This window comes from Vibrio sp. M60_M70 (assembly GCF_037162085.1).
In the GTDB taxonomy this organism is placed as follows: domain Bacteria; phylum Pseudomonadota; class Gammaproteobacteria; order Enterobacterales; family Vibrionaceae; genus Vibrio; species Vibrio diabolicus.
Map to the genome: position 1 here is coordinate 1567746 of NZ_JARLUL010000001.1, position 23509 is coordinate 1591254.

The window sequence follows — 23509 nt, forward strand, 5'->3', positions numbered from 1 at the left end:
GGAGGACTGTTTTTTCTGTTCGTTTTTTATACTTATTCTTTAAGTGATTTTTTAATAAATTAGACCTCGAACTATTTTAAGATTTGGTTAAATGGTGTATTTTTGTGATGTTTGTCACAAAAATATCGATAAAAAGGCGGATTATTTGATTTTTAGTCGCGAGAGATGCCCATAATAAAAAGGAAATTTAATTAGACCTCAAAGGATATGTATTTCCACATGATCACATCAGCACCTTGGGTTCTTTATCCAGAGATTGGAGAAGACTCAAGTAAAAAATGGATTTTTCGTGAGCCTAAAATCTCTGATGGTGACGACATTTACAGCTTAATTGCAGACTGTCCTCCATTGGACATGAACTCATCTTATTGCAATTTCCTACAGTCTACGCATTTCAGCAAAACCAGTATTTTGGTTGAGCAAAAAGGCGAAATCGCAGGTTTCATTTCCGGTTATCAGAAACCAGACGAGCAAGACGTTTTATTTGTCTGGCAAGTTGCAGTCTCACCTCGCTTTAGAGGTCACGGTTTAGCATTCCGCATGTTGAAAGAACTTCTCACCCGAGAGGAATTGGGCGGTGTTAAATCGGTAGAAACTACCATCACGGAAGATAATAAAGCCTCTTGGGCATTGTTCAAAAAGTTAGATGCGATGAACGGCAACTCTGGCCAAGTAAGCACATTTTTGGATGAAGAAGCCCACTTTAAAGGCAAACACGATACAGAATATTTGTATCGCATTCCTCTCAAATAATCCTCAAACAATAGGAATTAAAAACGGTCTCATCATGGATATTTTCAAAAAGCAGGAATCCAACGTACGCTCATATTCAAACAATTTCCCAGTCGTTTTTCGTAAAGCGAAAGGCTGCTGGCTGGAAACAGAACAAGGTGAACGATACTTAGACTTCCTTGCTGGAGCGGGATCTCTAAATTACGGCCATAACAACCCAGTACTTAAGCAAGCACTGCTTGAGTACATTGAGATGGACGGTATTACTCACGGTTTGGATATGCACTCAGAAGCGAAAGCATCGTTTCTTGAAGCGTTGGATACTTACATCCTTAAACCAAGAAACTTGGACTACAAAGTCCAGTTTACTGGCCCAACTGGTACTAACGCCGTTGAGGCAGCACTTAAGTTAGCGAAAAAAGTAAAAGGTCGCGACAGCGTCGTTGCATTTACCAACGGTTTCCACGGTTGTACAGCTGGCGCACTGGCTGCAACGGGTAACCAGCATCACAGACAAGGTAACGGTTCTAGCTTAAGTAACGTCACTCGTATTCCATTTGAAGGTTACGCTGGCGTTGATGGTCTAGCATTGTTCGAAACCATGCTAAACGACAACTCTGCAGGTATGGATAAACCAGCCGCTGTACTTCTTGAAACTGTGCAGGGCGAGGGTGGTTTAAATGCTGCTTCAAACGAGTGGTTACAACGTTTGAGCAAAATCTGTAAAGCCAACGACATTCTTGTGATTGTCGATGACATTCAGGCTGGCTGTGGACGTACAGGTACTTTCTTTAGCTTTGAGCCGTCAGGTATTCAACCAGATATCGTGACGCTATCGAAATCGATCGGTGGTTACGGTTTGCCAATGGCCGTCGTTCTACTTAAACCAGAGCTAGACCAGTGGAAGCCAGGTGAGCATAACGGCACGTTCCGTGGCAACAACCATGCATTTATTACCGCGGCGAAAGCATTAGAAATTTATTGGGCAAATGATGACTTTGAAACACACATCAAGCAGTGTTCAGACAAAGTAAGTGCTGTTATTGATCGCTGCGTTCGTCGCTTCCCACAAATGTTTGTGCAGAAAAAAGGTCGCGGCATGATGGTTGGTATTGAGTGTATCAACGGTGATATGGCATCTGAAATCGCGAAAAACTGTTTCGAAAACGGAATGGTAATTGAGACAGCTGGCCCTGACGACGAAGTCGTTAAGTTCTTCTGCCCACTTACGATTAGCGAGTCAGAACTAGACCAAGGACTAAGCATCTTTGAAAGTGCAGTGGAAACCATTGCTGCGAAACATTTCAAACAAGCATCTTAATAAGGATTATTAATTATGATCGTCAGAACACTCGATGAGTGTCGCAACAGTGAGCGACGTGTGGTTTCAGATAACTGGGAAAGTGTCCGTATGTTGTTGAAAGATGACAACATGGGTTTTTCTTTCCACATCACTACGATTTATGAAGGTACTGAAACACACATTCACTATCAAAATCACCTAGAATCGGTTTTTTGTATGAGCGGTGAAGGTGAAATTGAAGTCGTTGGTGGAGAAACTTATCCGATTAAACCGGGTACGTTATACATCCTTGATAAACACGATGAGCACTACTTGAGAGCTTATAAGAATAAAGAAATGGTAATGGCGTGCGTATTCAACCCACCAATTACCGGCGCTGAAGTGCACGATGAAAACGGTGTTTATCCTCTCGTTGACTAAAAGATAGAGGTGGGGTGCTTGTCACCCCACGATCAACTATCTCTTCTTTTTTCTTTTAAAGTTACCAATCAAAAAAGGCTTATCATGACATTTACCGTAGAAAAAATCGGCGGTACATCAATGACAGCATTTGATGCTGTTCTCGACAACATTATTCTTCGTCCTAAATCGCCATACAATCGTATCTTTGTCGTCTCTGCATACGGCGGTATGACCGACGCGCTACTCGAATGTAAAAAAACCAGTAAGCCAGGTGTTTATCAGCTTATCGCGAAACGTGATGACAAATGGGAAGAAGCGTTAGCATACGTTGAAAGCCGTATGCTGCTCACAAATGAAAATATTTTCGCGGACCCAATGAATCGTATCCGTGCAGATAAATTCATTCGCTCACGTATTGCTGAAGCGAAAAATTGTATTGCGAACATTTTAGAAACTTGTCAGTACGGTCAGTTTTCGCTACGTCAGTATTTGCCTCAAATTCGAGAGTTTCTGTCGTCTATTGGTGAGGCGCACAGTGCTTACAACACGGCACTGAAACTAAAAAATATGGGTATTAACGCTAAGTTCGTTGACCTGTCCGGTTGGGACAATCAAGCGCCAAGAAGCCTTGATGAATCGATCAGTGATGCGTTTGCTGATATCGATGTGTCAAAAGAACTGCCAATCGTTACAGGTTATGCTTACTGTAAGGAAGGCCTAATGCACACTTATGACCGAGGTTATAGTGAGATGACATTTAGCCGAATTGCAGCGATAACAAAAGCGGATTTAGCGGTAATTCACAAAGAATATCACTTGAGCTCTGCAGACCCGCGTGTTGTTGGTCCTGAAAAAGTTTTGCCAATTGGTAGTACAAACTATGATGTAGCAGACCAACTTGCTAACCTTGGCATGGAAGCGATTCACCCAAATGCAGCCGCAGGTTTACGTGAGAGTGGTATTGAGCTACAGATTAAAAATACATTTGAACCTGAACACGAAGGCACTTTGATCTCTTCAAGTTACCGCCCAGAAGAAGACAAAGTCGAAATTATCGCAGGTAAAGAAAAGGTGTTCGCACTGCATTTGTTTGACCAAGCGATGGTGGGAAAAGCCGATAACGTTAGCTACGAATTAATGGAAATTATCTCTGATGCTCGCGTAAGTTTAGTTGGTAAAGAGATGAACGCGAACTCTATTACTTACTATCTAGGTGGCAGTACTGATAGCTTGAACAAAGTATTGTATAAAGCTGAAAAACGCTATCCGAATGCGTCGATTAAAGGCCGTATGGTCGCGCTGATTTCAGCCATCGGTTCTCAAATTGACACTAACAAGACACTAGCGAAAGGTGTACTTTCTTTGATGAACAATGGCGTAACGCCAGTTGCACTTCACTCATCAATGAGAAATGTAAACGTTCAGTTCGTAGTGGGTGATAAAGAATATCAGCGTGCGATTTGTGCGTTGCATGATGAGTTCTTTCAGAGCAATAGTTTAACTAAATCGGTTAATGTGGCTTAGTTTATTTTTTGTCTAGCCATGAAGGGGGGCTTCCCTCTTCATGGCTAGTTGCCACTAAAAAAGAGCAAGAAAGTGATAGGTTTGCAATAAATCCATTCTGCGGCTCTAGAAGGTCTTTCGACTATTAGGGACATGCTTTGATGATGGTGATTGTAGATTCCCCAAGAACCAGTACCTTTCCATATATTGGTTAGACAAAGCGTTTAAATGTTGCCTACTGAATGCCATTAGTTTCAATTAGATAGAGCAAATCTTAAATATTCGGCCTTGCAGTTTCATGGGTGGATGGTGGTAAGTGGGGTAAAGTGATTCGTGGTTGCTCACCTGTTAGAGAACGTAAGAATTCAGTGATTTTGGTGGACTATTCTTTCGTTAGCTTTTGACCAAGTTGCAGATCGGCTAGCATTTCTACCGCCTCCTGAAGATTACAAACTGAGCCATCATGGAAGTACGGGTAGGTGAATTCTACGTTACGTAAGGATGGGACTTTGAATACGAACTAATGGCTTTGCGGTCAACATTTGGGGTGTCTGTGGCAAATGGCTTCACCAACCCTATTTTTTGATACATTTTTCCACTAGCTAATGGTCTGCGATGACAAGCGGTTTAAACAGTTGATAGCCTTCAACCTGTGCTTTGGTGAGCGCACCGTGTGTTCTCTTTCAACCATAAATCAAATGGCGCGTTTGGCGTACAAATGCCGCGATAGCATCGGTTACGTTATCAATGGTTATGTTGTCGCTTCCATGGATTTGCTGAAACCACTCGCGATATTGAGGGATAGATTGAAGAGTTTCGACCAGCAAGCCGCAGGCCCTATGGCGGATCTTTTGCTCGTCCATTCCAAAACTGCACGAAATTCAAATCTGAATTAAACACCGTAGGTGAGTTAATCGGGCCAATGGTTCATTGGGAACCAATTGAGCTTGATAAGTTATCAACACTACCTTTCGCGATGTTATGGCAAGAGTCACAAGAAATGATGTTCGACGTCGACAGCCAAGGCTCAAACCATAGCGTTTTACCCAATTCAATATTTTTACAGTCGATCTCAGTAATGGGTTCGATGACCTTGATGGGTTCACTGGATTGACGCTTAGCATGGGCACCGAAAGACAATATAGATAAAACACTCACTGAGATAAGACTTTTCATAATAACTTCCTTTAACGCGATTTTCGACTTTCACTAGAGCGTCGTACTTCTTATGAAAACGCTGATAAAACAGCTATTGGTACGCTCGAACATTACGGTATAGGAAAGGTATTATTCGATAAACTGCAAAAAACGATGTTAATAAAGGTGGTTGATTTTTGCACGTTAAGCTGGTGCGGGCTTTTGTGATTATTGGTTATAAATCTGCTGCAAACTTGTTACGGGCGCTTAGAGTTATTTATCGGCTGAATCCTTGATTAAAGTTAATTTCAATCTGAGATTGTGAGGTGCTCAAATACAAAAAAGGGGCGATACTTCGCCCCTCAGATCGTCCATCAGGTTTTTGATTTGTGACTATTGCGTATTTCGGAGCATTCCGAACAGCCATTTCGGTATGACCCGAACACCTATTTCGGTTTAATCCGAACGTACATTCCGCGATTATCCGAACACTTTTAAGCGAACTCCGAAATCAGCGTTCGGAATAGCGAAAACCGCGTTCGGAATGCCCGAAATCCTTCCTTTTTCTCTTTTAAATCAATAGCTCGCTATTCTTTACTTCTTAAACAAGAACGTAAGGAAGCGACAATGGCTAAAAAGAGAACTCCAATGAACAAAATCAAAGAGATATTACGCCTTAAGTACGAGTGTGGGTTGTCCTACCGTAGTATTGCTAGTTGTCTCAATGTCAGCCTTGCAACAGTCTCAGAGCTTGTCGCTCGCTTTAAGCAAAGTCAGATAGGCTGGCCTCTCCCAGAAGGTTGCAGTGATACGGACCTTACCAAAGCCCTATATCATTCGAAGCAAGCCAGTCGAGACAAGGTTATGCCAGACTTCGCTCAGTACGCTGTCGAACTCAAACGTAAAGGCATGACAAAGATGTTATTGTGGCAGGAGTACCATGAGCAATATCAAGAGCAAGCTTACGCTTACACTCAGTTCTGCGAGCACTTCACTCGTTGGTTCAAAACCCAAAAGCGCAGTATGCGTCAGCTCCATGTTGCAGGTGATAAGCTGTTTATCGATTACTGTGGGCCTCGGCTTCAAGTGGTCAACCCTGATACAGGTGAAGTGCGCGAAGCAGAAGTGTTCGTAGCAAGCTTAGGCGCGTCCAACTACACCTATGTGGAAGCCTTCCCCAGCCAAGGGAAGTCTTACTGGTTAGAGGCGCATGCCAATGCCTTCGAGCACTTCGGTGGCGTCCCCCATCTCTTGGTTCCCGATAATCTACGCAGCGCGGTCAGCAAACCTAACCGTTATGAACCGAGGCTTAATGAAAGCTATCAAAAACTGGCAAATCATTATCAAACTGCCGTGATGCCAGCTCGCCCCTACAAACCGAAAGACAAAGCCAAAGCAGAAAATGCCGTCCTCCTAGTGGAACGTTGGATCATGATGCGACTTCGCCATCAAACCTTCCATACCTTTAAAGAGCTGAACCTCGCCATCCGTGAGCTTATGAATGACTTAAACGAACGTGAGATGAAGCAGTATGGTGCGAGCCGCAAAGCACTGTTCGACAAACTCGATAAACCCGCGTTAAAGCCCCTTCCTAAACAGCGATATCTCTATACCGAAACCAAGCGAGCCAAAGTTGGGCCTGATTATCACATCGAATATCGCCGTCACTACTACTCGGTTCCCCATCAACTGGTTGGCCACCATGTCGAGCTGGAAGCCTCCAACCGTCTGGTGCAGATCTACCACCAAGGTAACTTGATCGCTCAACATCCACGCAGCCAAAGGGAACGTGGAAACAGCACTCAACCAGAGCACATGCCGAGTAACCATCAACATCAAAAGTGGTCGCCTGGACGCTTGCTCAACTGGGGAGCCAATATCGGCCCAGCCACCCGAGAAGTCGTCAATAAGATGCTGAACGCCAAACCTCATCCAGAGCAGGCCTATCGTTCCTGTCTTGGGCTGCTCAATCTGAGTAAAACCTATGGCGAGTCGCGCCTAGAACAAGCCTGTAAAGATGCATTGATGCTGACAAAACCCAATTACACCTTCGTCAACAATCTACTCAAGAACAATCGTGAGGGGCACCTGAGTAAAGATAAAGCGAATACGCCGAACCTTGTTCACAGCAATGTTCGTGGCCCGAACTGTTATCACTAGGAGAAAGGATATGAACGCACTGAATGACCAACTCAAAACCCTGCGCTTAAGTCATGCGGCGAAAGCGTTAGAGCAGCAACAAGAGCAACTGACCACCTACGCAGAGCTGGACTTCGAGGAGAGGTTAAGCCTACTTCTGGAAAGTGAAATCTTGAATCGCAATCAAACCAAAATCCAACGCCTGAAACGACAAGCCAAGCTGAGAGTGGATGCTCAGCCGAGCCAACTTATTTACAAGGAGGGACGAAACCTCAACCGCAAGCAGATGAGCGAACTGCTAACGGGTGGCTATCTGCACAAGCACCAGAACATCTTGATCACAGGCCCAACAGGCGCAGGTAAAACGTATCTTGGTTGCGCACTGGCAACCAGCGCCTGCGACCAACAGCAAACGGTCAGATACTACCGATTAACTCGCTTGCTCGATGACCTGACCGCAGGTCGTCTGGATGGTAGTTATCAAAAACAACTTCAGTCGCTGGCTAAGAAAGGCTTACTACTCCTCGACGACTGGGGGATGGAAAAACTGACTCAAGAGCATGCTGGTCACTTGTTAGAAGTACTTGAAGATCGTTACCAAAACAGCAGCACAATCGTCATCAGCCAGTTACCAGTAAAAGAATGGTACAACATGATCGGCAACGCCACTGTCGCTGACGCTCTAATGGATCGTCTAGTTCACAATAGTCATCGAATAGAACTGGGAGGAGAATCAATGAGAAAACTGGCGCAATCCGAACACTTAGAGTAAAAATAGGGAAAGAGAAAAAGTGCTGGTTAAGGTGTTCGGAATAAACCGAAACAAGCGTTCGCAATCACCGAAATACGCAACTATCTCTTTGAGCTGTAGAGAGAAATCAACTTAGACTTTCTGTTACAACTGGCTTGTTATTGCGCTTAGCAATCCAGTACGCAACGCTACCCCAAAGCACGGTGAGTGCCCAAAGTGCCGTCCAATGTGGAGCGACTTGTTGCCAGGTTGCCCCCATTTGGTTTAGCGCTAAGAAAGCTTTGATCGCCCATGTACTTGGACTTAAATCTGCAATCCATAGTAGGGGAGCAGGAATGGCTTCAATCGGCCAAATAAAACCCGCCAAGAAAATGAGCGGCATAGAGCTCACTAAGACGACTAAGGTGACAAGTTCACGCCGAGGTAATAAGTAGCCTAGCCAGAAGCCTAGTCCGCAACAACCTAAAAAGAACGGGAACAACATGGTCAGTAGTTCGCCCGCGTTGGCGATATGGTTTACGCTTAAACGTTCAAAGCTAAAACCAAAATAATAGGCGCCGAGTAAATAATAAATTGCCACAAATACTAACGTTCTCACAAGCAGCAGCGATCCCGTTGATACTTGTGACCAATAACCACGACCATGACGCTGTGTTCCCGTTTGTAATCCAACCGCCATGATCAACGTTTGTTGTAAAATCAGAACAAATACTGCCGGCACTACGTATTCGATGTAACCCATGGTTGGGTTGAACGTCGGTTTCATATTAAGCTTAATAGCAGAGTAATTATGGCTAGCCATACTCATGGGCACACCATCTATCACCATTTTACTGACTTTCACTTGGGCCCCTAATGTACCTCCAGCTTGGGCCAATCCTTCTACCACGGTTCCGTACACGAGAAAATACGAGGCGTCCGCAGCGTAGGCCAGAGTCGGGCTTTTACCTAGCATTAGGTCTTTGTAAAAGTGTTCTGGTATGACTAAAAAACCGGTGATCTCTCGTTGTAAAAATGCTTGTTTTGCATCGGCAATCGTATGAAGTCGAGTAACTACGTTGACTTGTGGAGTGGCATCAACCATACGCTCCAGCTTTAAACTCGTCTGACTACCATCTAAATTAACAATCGCGATTGGTTGTTCACGAGGCGTTTGTTGTGCATAAGGCAAAGGGTATAAAAACGAGTAAAATACGACACCACCAAACACGGTCAACGTAACGACTGGATTGGTTAGAACGGCCTTAAGTTCCGCTTTAATCAGTTGCCACAATGTCATACCGCCTCCTTCGCTTGGCGTGTTGATGAAGCTGCTCGATGTTTACCCATCAAGGCTGCGGTAACGAGCAGGGGCACTACGTAGCCAATCATAGGCCATAGCGAGCTTAAAGATTGTGCGGCCGATGCTCCATAGCTTGCTTGACTCACTTGAACTTCAATGTAATGGGTAATCGGCAATAATGAACGCCATGCATAAGCGAGCGTGTTCATGTCAGAAACTGGGAATGTAATTCCCATGAACGCGAAGCTTGGAGCCGTAAACGCGCCAGCAAAACTCATCGCACGTGCAGGATCCATCGACAAGAAGAAGAACAACGCCCCCATAATGATACAGGCGATAACCGTCGCCAATTGTGCTAATAGCATAACCAAAAAACTGCCTTCCATTGGCCAATCAAGCACGGAATAAAACCAATACAAGAACAACGCACCTTGCGCCATAAAGACCGGAATGTACTGACTTAATAGGGAAGTTAGCTTGGCGTATGGCTTTTTGCCCAAAAATGCAAAGCCATTCTTTCCACCATAAATGCGAAAGTGCGCGGTAAGAATCAAAATAGTGCTTACTACAATACATATTTGCCAAATGGCTGGCACGATAGCCGTTACCAAAAATTGTGCGTAGTTATTGTTACGGTTAAATAATGCGGTTATTTGTGTCGACACGGGTACAGCCTGTCCAGCCGCCGCTAACGTTGTGGTGTTACCTTTAGCCAAGTTGCTCATTACTTCAACCTGAGCATCGAAATAGCCTTGTGCTTGCGCAACGGCAGAGTTGATCAATTTCGCTACCAAAATGTACTGACTGTTGTAAAAGACAGAGAGTTGAGGTTGGCGGTGCTGGAGAATATCTTGATCGAACTTAGATGGGATGACCGCGTAAGCGTAGATATCGCCTTCAATCATCGCATTTTTTGCTTCGCTTGCACTGGTGTAGTGATAATTAACAGCCAGACTCGACGACGCATCCAAAGATTGAATGAGCTTTCGAGAAAGTTGGGAATGTTGTAGATCAACCACACCGATTGGCAGATCCCGGGCAATGCCCGCAGAGAACACTCCCCAAATCATCATTGCGAGCAAAATCGGTATCCAAGTAAGGCACGAAAGCAACCACTTATCTCGTCGTAAGATATGCCGCTGTGAAATCTTAATCGTCATAGCATTAACCTAGTGGTTGTGATTAAAGTTCAACGACAACACTCATTCCCATACGCAGTTCAGGTTCGGGTTGAGCTGGACGAGCTTCTACTTCAAAGGTACGAAGATCAAAACCTTGAGAAGCATCGGTTGCTCTCCACGTTGCAAAGTCACCCATAACCGCAACATGCGTTACTTTGAACTCAACATTTTTATTTAAGGCAGGCAAATAGGCATCAAAGGTTGCTCCTTTTTTAAAGTGTTGAAGGTAATCTTCACGCACATTAAGTGTCGCCCAGGCATCTTCTGTATCTATCACAGTAACAACCGGGAAGCCCTGAGGTGCTAATTCACCACTTTGAAGTAGAACTTGAGAGACTTCGCCGTCAAACCAGCTGTAGATCTGAGTATCTTTCGCATACGCTTCTACTTCGGCTACGGCACCTGATGCCATGCGCGCTTTTTCCGCCGCTGCCACTTTGGTTTCACTTCTCGCGCCTTCTTTTGCCATTTCGTACATTTGAAACGCGGCACTTTCGGTGTATTTCGCTGCTTGCCATTGCGTTAAAGCTTCATCGCGCTTTTGTTCTGCAACCACGCCATCGTTATAAAGGTTATTCACACGATTGTAGGTTTTTTCCATTAAATTCGCAGCGGCTTTGGCTTTCATCCACTGATCTTTTGCTGCTTGGATTTGTTGCTCACGTGCGCCTTTCTCAGCTTCTTGAGCTAAGGCGTCCGCCGCTTTTTCACCTGCTTTTGCTTGTTCTAACTTCGCTTCAATTTCAGGACTATGAAGGGTAAAAATAAGCTGGCCTTTCTCTACATCGTCGCCTTTACGGACCATGACCTCATCAATACGCCCTGGAACTTTTGAGGAAATGCTGTATTGCTGGGCTTCAATTAATCCCTGTAAGCGGATCGGTTCAGGTTGATAGGCTTGGTAAAATTGATAGCCAACCCAAGAGACAACACCCAAAGCACAAAGTGAGAGTAAAACGGGTTTTAGTGATTTAGCTGCCATGATTTATTTCACCTCTTTGGATGTTGAAGCAGGGGTATAAGCGGTATTTTGATATTGTTCGAAGCTGTTCATTTCACTGCTCAATGCGAGTAGCTTGGTTAAAGATATTAAATAGCGGAAACGTGCCGCTGAACGTTGTGTTTCTATACTCGCGACATAAAGCTGCGCATCCACAACATCCAGAGAAGACGACAGCCCCTGAGTAAATGCTTTTTCACGCAAGCGCAGGTTTTCGTTAGCGAGTTCAATGCTAGATTCGAGCCCTTGTACTTCATCAATGGCTTGCTGAGCCTCCAAGTATGTCTTTTGGACTAGCAGCGATAAATCTTGTTTGGCTTGGGACTTTAAGGAATCGACCTGCGAGACGACGCTTTGAGCTGCTTTGACTTTTTCGCTTCGCCCTGTTGATTCAATCAGTGGAATGCTCACACCGACACCAACTAACCAATCAGGCTTCATTTGGCTTGCGAGAGAGTCGTCTTCATACAAGCTGTAGTCTCCGTAAAGGTAAACTTCAGGATAGTATTTCCCTTTTTCTGCTTTGATTAAGCTAGAGGCTTGTTTGTGTTTAGCGCTCAGAAGGTCTAACCCCGGATAGGTAAGCAACGTTTGATCGACAAAAGCGGTTAGAGGGGGAAGACTGTCGTTGATAAACAAAGATTCCGCGGGCTCTACGGCGTCATCTTGTGCAAGTAATTTACCTAATGCTGCTTGAGCGATACTCAAATCGCTGGCGGCTTTACGTGTTTCTACAGATGCTTTATCTAGAGAAGCCTCGGCTTGCAGGCGCTCAACGTGTGCGATTTGTCCTTGCTCTTCAAGCTTAATGGCAAAATCTCTATGCTTTTTTAGTCCAGCTTCAACCGCTTGCCGCGTTGCGAGTACTTCCTTTGCCAGCACGACAGAAAAGTAGTACTTCGACAAATCTTCAAAGCGCGCTTGTTGTTCCATTAGAAGCTGGCTTTTAGCCTCATCTGTTTTGCCTTCTGCTGCTGATTGAGCAGCAGAAATACGACCACCAGTAAAAATTGGCCAAATGGCACGAATAGACGAAGAGAAAATATCGCGCTCGGTTATGGTCGAAGTAGTATTAGCTAAGGCACCAAAAATAGGTTGAAAAGCAGGAGGTACGTTAATGTGTGCTCCTGTGCTGTCTAGGATCTGTTTTCCTGACAGCGTGATATCGGTATCTAAACGCGTGTAATTCGCGCCAATGGTAACCTGAGGTAAGTTGAGATTGCTGGTGGCACTCTCTTGGTATTGGTAATTCTCGACGTTTGAGCGTTGAGCTTTAAGAGAATAGTTGTTTTCTAGCAATAGCTGCCATGCGGTATCAAAAGTGATCGGTGCCGCATGACAGGCAAGGGAAATCGAGCTGCTAAGTAAGCCCAGTATCCAAAACTTTCCTGTTTTTTTCATAATGGCTGCTTTGTCGTAGAGTATAAGCTCTAATATAAAGGATTCGTAACTTGGTGTTAAGTAGGAGGGGAAATTGGATAGTAGTACGCGCCCAGTTATGTTTGTGCTGGGCGCGGGAGATGTTACAAGTTTACTTCGTATATGGACAGTGAAACTCTGCTCTCCACTCAAGCTGACGAGAACCTCGCATCGTATTCAATAGATCTTTTCCACTCATTTGAGGGAACGATAACAGGACCTTGAGATCAGAAGTACCGCCTCCGTTTTTTTCATAAGCCCTGACGTGTGTAAACGTTGAATACATATTCTCTGACAGCATGGCCTTATTCAGGCATATTCCAAAGGTATCGCGTTCCATGTTTGGTGTTCCTTCTAACTATAAATGCACCTCTGTTTATAGTTTTCCAGTTTTCAGATGGTGTCTAAGTGTTTGTCATATAGTCAGTATTTGTGTTTTGTTTTATTTTTTCCAAATCACTGACATCAATGTTGAGCTTTTAATAGACTTCCAGCTTCACTGCTTTCTAACCGAAACTCTCAATGGTTTCGTTGATTAAAAATTATACGTTGGAAAGTCTAAAAACGCCTCAAAAACCGCTAAAATCGATGTGATCACGATCATGTTTCAAAGGGCAATTTATGTATGGAATTGAGTATCAGAGAGGAATGCTAAATTTGGTGAATGGTTGTAATTTTATGTTTCAGCTCGCCGATTAATTAACCGTAAACTCTGCGGTTTGCTTGTCTTCCTCACAGATTTATCACCGCAACAAAGCCATGCTGTTAACTGAGTGTTAACGTAATCGCTTGGGAGTGAGTCATAAGGATGTATCAATGAGTTGGAAAACGATCAGCTTTCGTAAGCGAATGCTCATTATTATGACGCTGTCGGGGTTGATAGAGCTTCTATTGCTTGTCGCTGCAGGATTCACTTATCTCAAAATCAATCAAGAGCAAGAAATGGGAGAGAAAGCACTGGGTGTTGCCCGTTTTTTAGCAGACTCCGCCGTTGTTCGCGAAATGGTCACAACCCAAAATCCTCAGCCATACCAACTTCGTTTCCGAGAATTAACCGAAGCCATTGGTGCTGCATTCATCGTTATTGGCGACCATAAGGGAGTGCGCTTAATTCACCCCGTTGATGAGCGGTTGGGTAAACCAATGAGAGGTGGCGACAATCGTCGAGCGCTAGAGCAGGGGTTGTCTTATGTCTCGACAGCTCAGGGGTCGTTAGGTTATTCAGTTCGTGGTAAAGCCGCGATTTTTGACGAGCAAGGGAACATCATTGGTGTGGTTTCGGTTGGCTATTTGCTTGACCGGCTGCAAGACCGCATCGAGCCATTTTTGGCCTTTTTGATTTTAATGGTCATCGTAGTTGTTGTCGCTAATGCCATTGTATCCAATTATGCGTCGAGAAAGTTTCAGCGCGCCATTTTGGGGTTCGAGCCTGAAGAGATAGGGCGGTTGTACGGCGAATTAGAAGTGACGATGAGTACCATTAAAGAAGGCGTGTTAAGTATTGATGCCCAAGGGATACTTCGCTCGATCAATCGTAGTGCCTGTCAGATTCTCGGTATTGATAGAGAGGCAGCTCTTAATAAACCGTTGACTGAGACGTTACGCGATAGTGATTTATATACGGTGCTAGAAACCGGACAGGAAGATCATGATATTGAGATATTCCTTAATCATAAACGTCTGATCGCAAACCGTTCGCCAATTTATGTGGATGGAAAAATAGTGGGGGCAGTATCAAGTTTCCGTTTAAGGGATGAAATCAATGACCTAACCGAGCAGTTATCACAAACCAAAGAATATGCAGATTTATTACGTTCGCAAACCCATGAGCATCGAAATAAGCTAAACACCATTAGCGGGTTAGTTCAGATAGGTGAGCTGGATGCCGTACAAAAGTTAATTGGGCAAGAAACCGCACACTATCAAGCGATGATCGAATTTTTAAGAGACACCGTTAAAGACCCGTTAATTGCAGGTATGTTGCTTGGAAAAACTGAACGTGCTCGCGAGTTAGGCTTACAGCTGGTGGTTGAAGAAGGCAGCCGTTTGGAGCCTCTGCCTGAGTGGCTAAATTCGGAAGACCTTGTCACCATTCTGGGCAACTTAATTGATAACGCTTTTGATGCAACGTTAACCTCGATTCGTGATGAATCGAATGTCGCATCGGAGCGCAGAAATATCGATGTGTCAGTGAGCGATTACGGAAATGAAGTGATACTTGAGGTGATAGATCAAGGCTGTGGTTTACCAAGCGATATAGAGCCGCAGGCGCTATTTAAAAAGGGGTGTCGACGAAATCTCGTCAAAATCGGGGGTAGGATTGCATCTTGTCAACCAGTTGGCTACTCGATATCACGGCCATGTTGAGATGATGCCCAACACAAATTATGGAACAAGAATAACGGTGTATTTACCCAAGGAAGAACAATTATGAGTATGGCGACTCGCGTAATGATCATTGAAGATGATCTGGCTATTGCTGAGCTGCACCACAAATACTTAAGCCAATTGGCAGGTTTGGAAGTGGTCGGCATTGCGACCACGAGAATGGAAGCGGAAATGCAACTCGATATTCTTAAGCCAGACCTCTTGTTGATGGATGTATACCTTCCTGATGGAACAGGGCTTGAGATACTCAATACATTACGTGCGAACAACCAAACTTGTGATGCCATTTTGATTACCGCGGCAAGGGATGTCGATACGCTACAACAGGCAATGAGAGGGGGAGTTGTTGATTACCTACTCAAACCAGTGATGTTTCCACGCTTAGATGCCGCACTGAAAAAGTATGTGTCCCAACGTCAACAACTAGACATCGCAGAGAGTTTGGATCAGAACCTCGTTGATAAAATGCTGCAGTCTCACGTCAATCAAGACAACTTGCCGAACCGATTACCGAAAGGGATTGATGGTGTAACCTTGGATAAGATCAGAGAGTTGTTCCCAAATGGTAGTGTGCTGACCGCTGATGAGGCAGGCGAAAAGATTGGTGCGAGCCGAACAACGGCAAGGCGCTATTTGGAGTATCTGATCAGCACTGGTGAACTAGAGGCTGATTTAAACTATGGGTCGGTAGGTAGGCCGGAAAGGTGCTATAAGAAAGTGATACGGTAACGTAGATTTTGATGCTAAATACGAAATGAAAGCGATGGCTTGTTTTAAACAAACCATCGCTTTTTCGCGCTGAGGAGTTAGAAATTATATTCTAATTTCGCTTCAATAGAGCGCTCAGCGCCAAACCAACAGTTATTTTTGTCGTAACAAGAATAGTATTCTTTATCGAATAGATTGCTTGCAGAAAGGGTGACGCTAGCCCCTTTCATTGATTCAGATACTGTTGAAAAATCGTAACTTGCTGCCAAATCAAACAAGGTGTAGTCAGGCACTTTTTCGCTGTTTTGAGCATCAATTTGTGCTTTTCCGACATAGCGAACGCCAGCACTGGTACGAAGGCCTGAAAGATTTCCTTCAAAGAAGTAGTTGGCCCATAAAGAGGCCGTTTGCTCAGGCACCCAAACCGGTGTTTTACCTTCTTGGTTGTAATAACTGTCTTCGGTAATCTCCATATCGATATACGTGTAGCCTAGAGTGAAATCAGCTTGTATTGTGGCTTGCCACTTTGCCTCTAGTTCAACACCCTGTGATACCACTTCGCCCGCTTGATAGTTCGGTGCATAAGGATTATTCGGGTCGGTCAAGATCGCGTTTTTCTTCGTAATATGGAAGAACGCTAAATTACCTGAAATGTCACCAGACAATGGCGCGTACTTAAAACCGAGTTCCCACTGATGCCCGGTTGATGGTTCAAACGCTTTGCCTGTGGCATCTGCACCCGCAATCGGCTCGAAACTCTCGGAGTAAGTAAGGTATGGGGATAGGCCGAAGTCTAGTTCATACAAACCGCCGACTCGGAAAGATACGTTAGTGTCGTCTAACTCTTCCTTGCTGTTAGATATTGTTCCTAAGTAATCGCTCACGGCGTCTGTATTTGAATCGTATTTATCCCAGCGAAGACCCGCAATCATTACAAGTTGGTCATAACGAACTTGATCTTGCAAATAAACGCCAATCTGCTTCGTTTTGATATCTAAGTTTTGTTTGTATTGGAAATTCAGTGCATTACGATCAATGCTGTTGTGGTCAGGATTAAAAATGTCCTGAGTTAGCGAATACCCAAGCGTGTCTTTGTATTTTACATCTGAATCTAGATACTGATAATCAAGTCCGAACAATAAGTTATGTTCAAAATTTCCTGTTTTAACGTAGCCAGATAGTTGGTTGTCAATCACAAAGGATTTGGACTTTTCATCGGTTAAATAAGCATTTCGACCAACGGTAAGGTTATCCGCTTCAAGTGCACCGTTATATGTGTTTTCCTGATAGGCATCGGCGGTCATGTAGCGGGCATTCTGTAGAAATTGCCAATTGTTGTTAAAGTCGTGTTGGACTTTGTAACCCATCATCAGAACTTCGCGTTCGTAAGTGTTCCAGTCCTCATCCCCCAAATAAGTGCTTGGTGACATCGAGCCAAGTGGGTTGTCAATCACTGAGCCAGACGCTGGCACGGTCGTGTAGATACCTGCTGATGGATCATTTTGATAGTAAACATTCACGTTGACTAAGGTGCTTTCTGTCGCTTGCCAATTGAAAGATGGAGCGAGGACATAACGTTCGTCTTCAGACGTATCGGCTTGACCATCTCGCTGTTTTGCGAGGCCGATAATACGGTAATCAACATTAGAATCACCAATTTGTCCTGTGGTGTCGAACGTCAGTTCTTTTAGGCTGTTAGTCCCAGTACTAATCGAGACAGAGTGCGAAGGTGTTGACTGAGGCGCCTTGGCGATAATATTGACCATGCCTCCTGGTGGAATATTGCCGTAAAGAACAGACGTTGGCCCTTTAAAAACCTCGATTTGTTCAAGGGCAACGGAATCGACCTGAGGTTGAAGGTTCCAGCCGTTGTACAGCAAAGGAAGACCATCATAAAAGTTGGTGTAGTTAATAAAACCACGAATATTGAATAGGTCAAGTCGGGAAACGGCACCGCCACGCAGCTCTGTATTTACGCCAGGCGCGTAACGCAATGCTTCGCTCACCGAGTTTACGCCGCGCAGGTCCATGTCATCTTTAGTGATTACCGTGATCGCTTGCGGCGTTTCTTCCGGTTCTAAAACGGTTTTAGTTGCGGTGTTTCGGTATGTTTCGCCAAGTACTGTGATAGTTTCGTGCTGAGAAGTGCTCTCAGTGGCACTGGCGTGACCAGCAATAAGCGCGGATACCACGACTGCAACCGCAGAACGATGAAATCGATTCGGACTTTCCATATTTATTAATTCCACTACTTTTTATTTGTTGATAATGATTGTTGTTTGCATTCTATAGCGAAAGAAATAGGAAAAGTTAACAATTTGGTGCAAAGCCAGAGCCTAAGTGCTTAGGCTTCTATCTAATAGGCGTGGCTTCGTTCGGTTTGACAGGTATCCAGTAATGCATTTGGGCATTCTCGCTCTCAACATCATAGTCTTCTGGATAAACTTCTAACTCGTAGCCATCAATACCGTGATAATTGGAATAGGGGAGCCAGTGCAAAATGAACCACTCAAGCGTCGCCGCTAGATTTGATGCTTTACCTATGTGCGTAATCACTGCGTAGGTTTGCTCAGGAACAACCAGAAGATCTGGTTCTTGCGTAGAGCCTTTGGATATTGAAGTTCTTGACGCTGAGTTGTACTCATAACCTGCCCAATACTCGAGTTGCTGGTTGCTTGAATACGCTTTTGTTACGTCAATCACACCAAGATAGTTTCTTTCCAGATGAGTATGGTTTTCAGATGAGTAGAGCTGTGACCACAGAAAGGGTACTTTGGATTGGAAGTTGGGCGTTGCGGAAAACAATCCATAAATAGGTTCATGATAACCAGCAAGCACAAAAGCAGGTTTTGTTTCTATTCGAACTTCGATAAAGCACTTATGTCTATTTTCGTCTTCTGGTGTATCGCGCAATGTTAAAGGTAGCCTCAAGCCCGTTAGTTGCTGAGCTTTACGATAATCCCGAGGACTCTTTGAAAACATATTTTTGAACGCTCGACTGAATGCATGTTCAGAAGCAAACCCCATTTCTATCGCAATATCTAACGAGCGATCTGATGTATGGATTAAGCGTTCAGCTGCAAGGCTTAGTTTAAGCTCTCTAATATAGTGAGCGACGGATACGCCAGTGTGTTGCTGGAAAACGCGTTGCAGTTGCCAACGTGACCAGCAGCTTGCTTTCGAGATTTCATCCACACTAAGTGCGATATCTAGATTGTTGTGAATGTAATCAAGCACAGAGTGTATTCGGTTTATCGGGTGCAGATTCTTTGTGCTTGGTTTCATGACATTCTACTTTCGCATTAATAGTATCCTCATTATCTTTAATTGAGTATCATTATCAATAGAGTGAGAGGATAAAATTCAGGCCACATAGATCACAATAAAATTGTAATGGATTGCAAGGATGGATAAGGATTGTCCATATTAGAGTTTTTGCTTAATTTTTGTCTTACGTTAGTGCAACTTTTTTTATCCATAAAATACAAATATTTATGATGTTTTGTGCAACTTATTTAAACGTTTGCACTGGCAAGTGTTGATGTAAATCAAATAGTCGTAGACAATACTGCACCGTGTCGGACTCTCCTCCAGCGAGTACAGTGTGTACTTTTGAGACATAAGTGACCTAAATGACCTTAATACGTCGTGTTTCCAAAAGATTTGGGAGTGCTACTTCTTGAGGTTCTTTGGGCCTATAGACTTTACCTATCAACGTAATAGGTAAGACCAATTTTCTATTTTGAGGTGCCATTGATAGGGTTGGCTCATCCTTTAGCCGTATCCGGGCACACAATAAGTACCTCGTTTTTAAGGGAAAGATGATGGTAATACCAGAAAACAGCAGCATCGTTATTTTTGGTGCTTCAGGTGACCTTACATACCGTAAGCTCATTCCTGCTTTATACCACCTCTATGCGAACAAGCAGCTTCCAGAAAATTTTGCCATTCTGGGTGTAAGTCGCACTGAATACAGTGATGAGTCTTACCGCGCGAAGCTGAAAAAATCGCTTCAGGAAATGGAAAAGACTGAGCCAGAAACGCTTGATGCATTTATTAACCATCTGCACTACCAAGCTATCAATACTTCTGACACACAAGATTACAGTAAGCTATCTTCTCGTTTAGACCAACTTGCTGACGAATATCGTTTCGATCAGCGCAATACGCTTTTCTACTTAGCAACCCCACCAAGTTTATACAGTGTGATTCCTGCAAGTCTTGCAGCACACGGCCTAAACAAAGAAGAAGATGGTTGGAAACGCCTGATTATTGAGAAACCATTCGGTTATGACCTTGAATCAGCGCGTATTCTGGATAAAGAAATTCACGAGCACTTCCAAGAGCATCAAATCTACCGAATTGACCATTACTTAGGTAAAGAGACGGTACAAAACCTTCTTGTACTTCGTTTCTCAAACGCGATGTTTGAGCCGCTTTGGAACCGTAACTTCATTGATTATGTTGAAATCACGGGAGCAGAATTCCTCGGCGTAGAGGAGCGTGGTGGTTACTACGACAACTCGGGTGCCGTGCGCGATATGTTCCAAAACCACCTGCTACAAGTATTGGCGATGGTGGGTATGGAGCCACCTGCACAGATCAATGCAGATTCGATGCGTGATGAAGTCGTTAAAGTACTCCAGTGTCTAAAACCTTTGGACGAAAACGCTCTGCGTAACGATCTAGTATTAGGTCAATACACCGCTTCTGAAGTTCGTGGACAAAGTCTACGTGGCTACCGTGAAGAGCCGGGGGTTGCAGACGACTCACGTACCGAAACTTATATCGGTTTGAAAGCATACATTAACAACTGGCGTTGGAATGGCGTGCCATTCTACGTGCGTACTGGTAAGCGTCTTCCAACACGCGTGACTGAAGTGGTTATCCACTTTAAACAAACACCGCACCCAGTGTTTGGTCAAAACGCACCAGAAAACAAGCTGATCATTCGCATTCAGCCAGACGAAGGCATTCAAATGAGCTTTGGCTTGAAAGAGCCAGGCGCAGGTTTTGAAGCGAAAGAAGTGAAAATGAACTTCCATTACGCTGACCTACAAGAAACGCAAATGCTAACTGCGTATGAGCGTCTTCTACTTGATGCTTTGAATGGTGATGCTACGCTATTTGCACGTAGTGATGCGGTGGAAGCGTGTTGGCAGTACGTACAGCCAATTTTAGATTTTAAACAAGATCCACAATCCCTCTTCGGGTACGCATGCGGCACATGGGGTCCTAAAGAGTCAGACGACCTGCTACAGCGTGATGGTCGCGCTTGGCGCTTCCCATGTAAAAACTTAACAGATACGGATTACTGTGAACTATGATCAACCATAAGATCTACCAAACAGCAGAGCAGGTAGTTGAAAGCCTAGCTAACGACATGAAAGCGTTCAGCGAAATGGGCCGACCTGTTCACATCTCTCTTTCTGGCGGCAGCACTCCTAAAATGCTGTTCAAACTGTTGGCTTCAGAGGCTTACGCAACCTCTATTCAGTGGCAAAATCTCCACTTCTGGTGGGGTGACGAACGTTGTGTCGCACCTGACGATGCGGAAAGCAACTACGGAGAAGCGAACGCGCTACTGTTTAGCCAAGTAAACATTCCAACAGAAAACATCCACCGTATACGCGGTGAAGATGACCCTAAAGTGGAAGCGGAACGCTTTGCGAAAGAGATGTCAGAGGTGATTCCGACTGAAAACGGAACCCCTGTGTTTGACTGGATCTTATTAGGTGTTGGTGCAGATGGTCACACAGCTTCTCTGTTCCCTGGTCAAACGAATTATGATGATGCGAACCTATCTCTTGTGGCGTCTCATCCTGAGTCGGGCCAGCTTCGTGTGTCAAAAACGGCACGCGTTTTAGAAGCAGCAAAACGCATCAGTTACTTAGTGCTTGGTGCAGGAAAAGCGGACATCGTTGAAGAGATCAACAGTTCACCTGCACACGCACTGCCATACCCAGCGGCTAAGATTCAAGCGAAATCTGGTCTGACGGAATGGTATTTAGATTTGGACGCAGCAGCAAAAATTGCTTAAACGCTGCTCGTCAATGAAACAAAATTGGAGAGAAACAATGAAAGGTGATATCGGTGTAATTGGCCTAGCGGTAATGGGTCAAAACCTTATCCTAAACATGAACGATCACGGCTTCAAAGTGGTCGCTCACAACCGTACTGCTGCTAAAGTAGACGAGTTCCTGGAAGGTCCAGCGAAAGGCACGAACATCATCGGTGCATACTCTCTAGAAGAACTAGTAGAGAAGCTAGAAACACCACGTAAAGTGATGCTAATGGTTCGCGCAGGTGACGTTGTAGACAAGTTCATCGAAGCGCTAGTACCTCTGCTAGACAAAGGCGACATCATTATTGACGGTGGTAACACTAACTACCCAGATACAAACCGTCGTGTTGCTGCACTACGTGAAAAAGGTATCCACTTCATCGGTACTGGTGTATCTGGTGGTGAAGAAGGTGCGCGCTTCGGTCCATCTATCATGCCTGGCGGCGCTCCAGAAGCTTGGGAAGCGGTTAAGCCTATCTTCCAAGGTATTTCTGCGAAAACTGATGCAGGCGAGCCTTGTTGTGATTGGGTTGGTAACGATGGTGCGGGCCACTTCGTTAAGATGGTTCACAACGGCATCGAATACGGCGACATGCAGCTGATCACAGAAGCTTACCAGTTCATGAAAGACGGTCTTGGTATGTCTGCAGACGAGATGCAAGCGGTATTCGCTGAGTGGAACAACACTGAGCTAAACAGCTACCTTGTTGAAATTACGGCTGACATCCTTGGCTACAAAGATGAAGACGGTGAGCCTCTAGTTGAGAAAATCCTAGACACTGCTGGCCAAAAAGGTACAGGTAAATGGACGGGTATCAACGCTCTAGACCTAGGTATTCCTCTAACGCTAATCTCTGAGTCTGTATTCTCTCGCTGTCTATCTGCACTGAAAGATCAACGTGTTGAAGCTGAGAAACTGTTCGGCAAGACAATCACACCAGTTGAAGGTGATAAGCAAGAGTGGGTTGACGCACTACGTCAAGCGCTTCTAGCGTCTAAGATCATCTCTTACGCTCAAGGCTTCATGCTAATGCGCGAAGCGTCGAACGAAAATGGCTGGGATCTAAACTACGGTAACGTTGCTCTTATGTGGCGTGGTGGTTGTATCATCCGTTCTGCGTTCCTAGGCAACATCCGTGATGCATACGAAGCGAATCCAGAACTAGCATTCCTAGGCTCTGATGATTACTTCAAAGGTATTCTACAAAACAGCCTAGTAGCATGGCGTAAAGTGGCAGCTAAGTCTCTAGAAGCAGGCATCCCAATGCCATGTACGACTTCTGCACTAACGTTCTTAGACGGTTACACAACAGCTCGTCTACCTGCGAACCTACTGCAAGCTCAACGTGACTACTTCGGTGCTCACACTTACGAGCGTATCGACCGTGAGCGTGGTGAATTCTTCCACACGAACTGGACTGGTACAGGCGGCGACACAGCGTCTACAACTTACGACGTGTAATCGTTTTAAGTAAATCGACTAAGTATAAAAGGATGCCT

The 23509-nt window shown here is 44.6% G+C and carries 17 protein-coding genes and 2 pseudogenes; 11 read left to right on the forward strand and 8 right to left on the reverse strand.

From position 1 onward, the window contains the following. Positions 1-219: 219 nt before the first annotated feature. From ectA to P4S59_RS07320, 4 genes are all read left to right on the forward strand, one after another. Entirely contained in the window at positions 220-753 is a 534-nt protein-coding gene (gene ectA, locus P4S59_RS07305) for a diaminobutyrate acetyltransferase (RefSeq protein WP_005393379.1), read from the forward strand. A 34-nt stretch (positions 754-787) separates the two neighbouring features. After that, positions 788-2053, forward strand: coding sequence for a diaminobutyrate--2-oxoglutarate transaminase (ectB, locus tag P4S59_RS07310; RefSeq protein ID WP_005393371.1), 1266 nt, complete (start codon positions 788-790; stop codon positions 2051-2053). A gap of 15 nt (positions 2054-2068) precedes the next feature. Further along, positions 2069-2455, forward strand: coding sequence for an ectoine synthase (locus P4S59_RS07315; protein ID WP_005393369.1), 387 nt, complete (start codon positions 2069-2071; stop codon positions 2453-2455). 84 nt (positions 2456-2539) lie between these two features. Then, positions 2540-3961, forward strand: coding sequence for an aspartate kinase (locus tag P4S59_RS07320; RefSeq protein ID WP_005393366.1), 1422 nt, complete (start codon positions 2540-2542; stop codon positions 3959-3961). Between the two features lie 253 nt (positions 3962-4214). On the opposite strand, the pseudogene P4S59_RS07325 reads toward P4S59_RS07320, so the two are convergent. Continuing rightward, positions 4215-5116 (reverse strand): annotated as a pseudogene (locus tag P4S59_RS07325) (cytochrome-c peroxidase). Positions 5117-5704: 588 nt separating this feature from the next. On the opposite strand from P4S59_RS07325, the gene istA reads away from it, so the two are divergent. After that, entirely contained in the window at positions 5705-7237 is a 1533-nt protein-coding gene (istA, locus tag P4S59_RS07330; RefSeq protein ID WP_337167981.1) for an IS21 family transposase, read from the forward strand. Positions 7238-7247: 10 nt separating this feature from the next. Further along, positions 7248-7988 carry an IS21-like element ISVch3 family helper ATPase IstB gene (gene istB / locus P4S59_RS07335; RefSeq protein ID WP_238131037.1) on the forward strand — a complete coding sequence of 247 codons (741 nt, stop codon included), beginning with the start codon at positions 7248-7250 and terminating at the stop codon, positions 7986-7988. A 106-nt stretch (positions 7989-8094) separates the two neighbouring features. Here istB and P4S59_RS07340 read toward each other — a convergent pair whose 3' ends face one another. From P4S59_RS07340 to P4S59_RS07360, 5 genes are all read right to left on the reverse strand, one after another. Then, positions 8095-9246 (reverse strand): ABC transporter permease, encoded by a 1152-nt coding sequence (locus P4S59_RS07340; protein WP_258685033.1) that lies wholly within the window; start codon positions 9244-9246, stop codon positions 8095-8097. Continuing rightward, positions 9243-10409 (reverse strand): ABC transporter permease, encoded by a 1167-nt coding sequence (locus P4S59_RS07345; RefSeq protein WP_337168161.1) that lies wholly within the window; start codon positions 10407-10409, stop codon positions 9243-9245. Before P4S59_RS07345 ends, P4S59_RS07340 begins: the two co-directional genes overlap by 4 nt. A 22-nt stretch (positions 10410-10431) precedes the next feature. Continuing rightward, positions 10432-11412, reverse strand: a complete 981-nt coding sequence (locus tag P4S59_RS07350) for an HlyD family secretion protein (RefSeq protein WP_054867010.1) — start codon at positions 11410-11412, stop codon at positions 10432-10434. Between the two features lie 3 nt (positions 11413-11415). Then, a complete protein-coding gene (locus tag P4S59_RS07355; protein ID WP_337168162.1) occupies positions 11416-12831 on the reverse strand; it encodes a TolC family protein in 1416 nt (471 codons plus the stop codon). A gap of 130 nt (positions 12832-12961) precedes the next feature. After that, positions 12962-13189, reverse strand: a complete 228-nt coding sequence (locus P4S59_RS07360; RefSeq protein WP_005377125.1) for a hypothetical protein — start codon at positions 13187-13189, stop codon at positions 12962-12964. A 476-nt stretch (positions 13190-13665) separates the two neighbouring features. Between P4S59_RS07360 and P4S59_RS07365 the strand changes: the two are divergent. Both P4S59_RS07365 and P4S59_RS07370 read left to right on the forward strand, forming a co-directional pair. Then, positions 13666-15283, forward strand: a pseudogene (locus P4S59_RS07365) (ATP-binding protein). Beyond that, entirely contained in the window at positions 15280-15966 is a 687-nt protein-coding gene (locus P4S59_RS07370) for a response regulator (protein ID WP_337168163.1), read from the forward strand. Before P4S59_RS07365 ends, P4S59_RS07370 begins: the two are co-directional and overlap by 4 nt. A gap of 77 nt (positions 15967-16043) precedes the next feature. Here P4S59_RS07370 and P4S59_RS07375 read toward each other — a convergent pair whose 3' ends face one another. Together P4S59_RS07375 and P4S59_RS07380 are read right to left on the reverse strand one after the other, a co-directional pair. Next, the gene (locus tag P4S59_RS07375) at positions 16044-18179 is read right to left on the reverse strand and encodes a TonB-dependent siderophore receptor (RefSeq protein WP_337168164.1); all 2136 of its coding nucleotides are present in this window, start codon (positions 18177-18179) and stop codon (positions 16044-16046) included. Positions 18180-18297: 118 nt separating this feature from the next. Beyond that, positions 18298-19230 (reverse strand): AraC family transcriptional regulator, encoded by a 933-nt coding sequence (locus tag P4S59_RS07380; RefSeq protein ID WP_337168165.1) that lies wholly within the window; start codon positions 19228-19230, stop codon positions 18298-18300. A 539-nt stretch (positions 19231-19769) separates the two neighbouring features. Between P4S59_RS07380 and zwf the strand changes: the two genes are divergently transcribed. The 3 genes from zwf to gnd are packed head-to-tail and all read left to right on the forward strand — an operon-like array spanning position 19770 to position 23471. Further along, entirely contained in the window at positions 19770-21272 is a 1503-nt protein-coding gene (gene zwf, locus P4S59_RS07385; RefSeq protein ID WP_005397367.1) for a glucose-6-phosphate dehydrogenase, read from the forward strand. Next, complete coding sequence (pgl, locus tag P4S59_RS07390) at positions 21269-21985, forward strand: 6-phosphogluconolactonase (protein ID WP_005397368.1); 717 nt, start codon at positions 21269-21271, stop codon at positions 21983-21985. Before zwf ends, pgl begins: the two co-directional genes overlap by 4 nt. 37 nt (positions 21986-22022) lie before the next feature. Then, entirely contained in the window at positions 22023-23471 is a 1449-nt protein-coding gene (gnd, locus tag P4S59_RS07395; protein ID WP_114322279.1) for a decarboxylating NADP(+)-dependent phosphogluconate dehydrogenase, read from the forward strand. Positions 23472-23509: the final 38 nt, after the last annotated feature.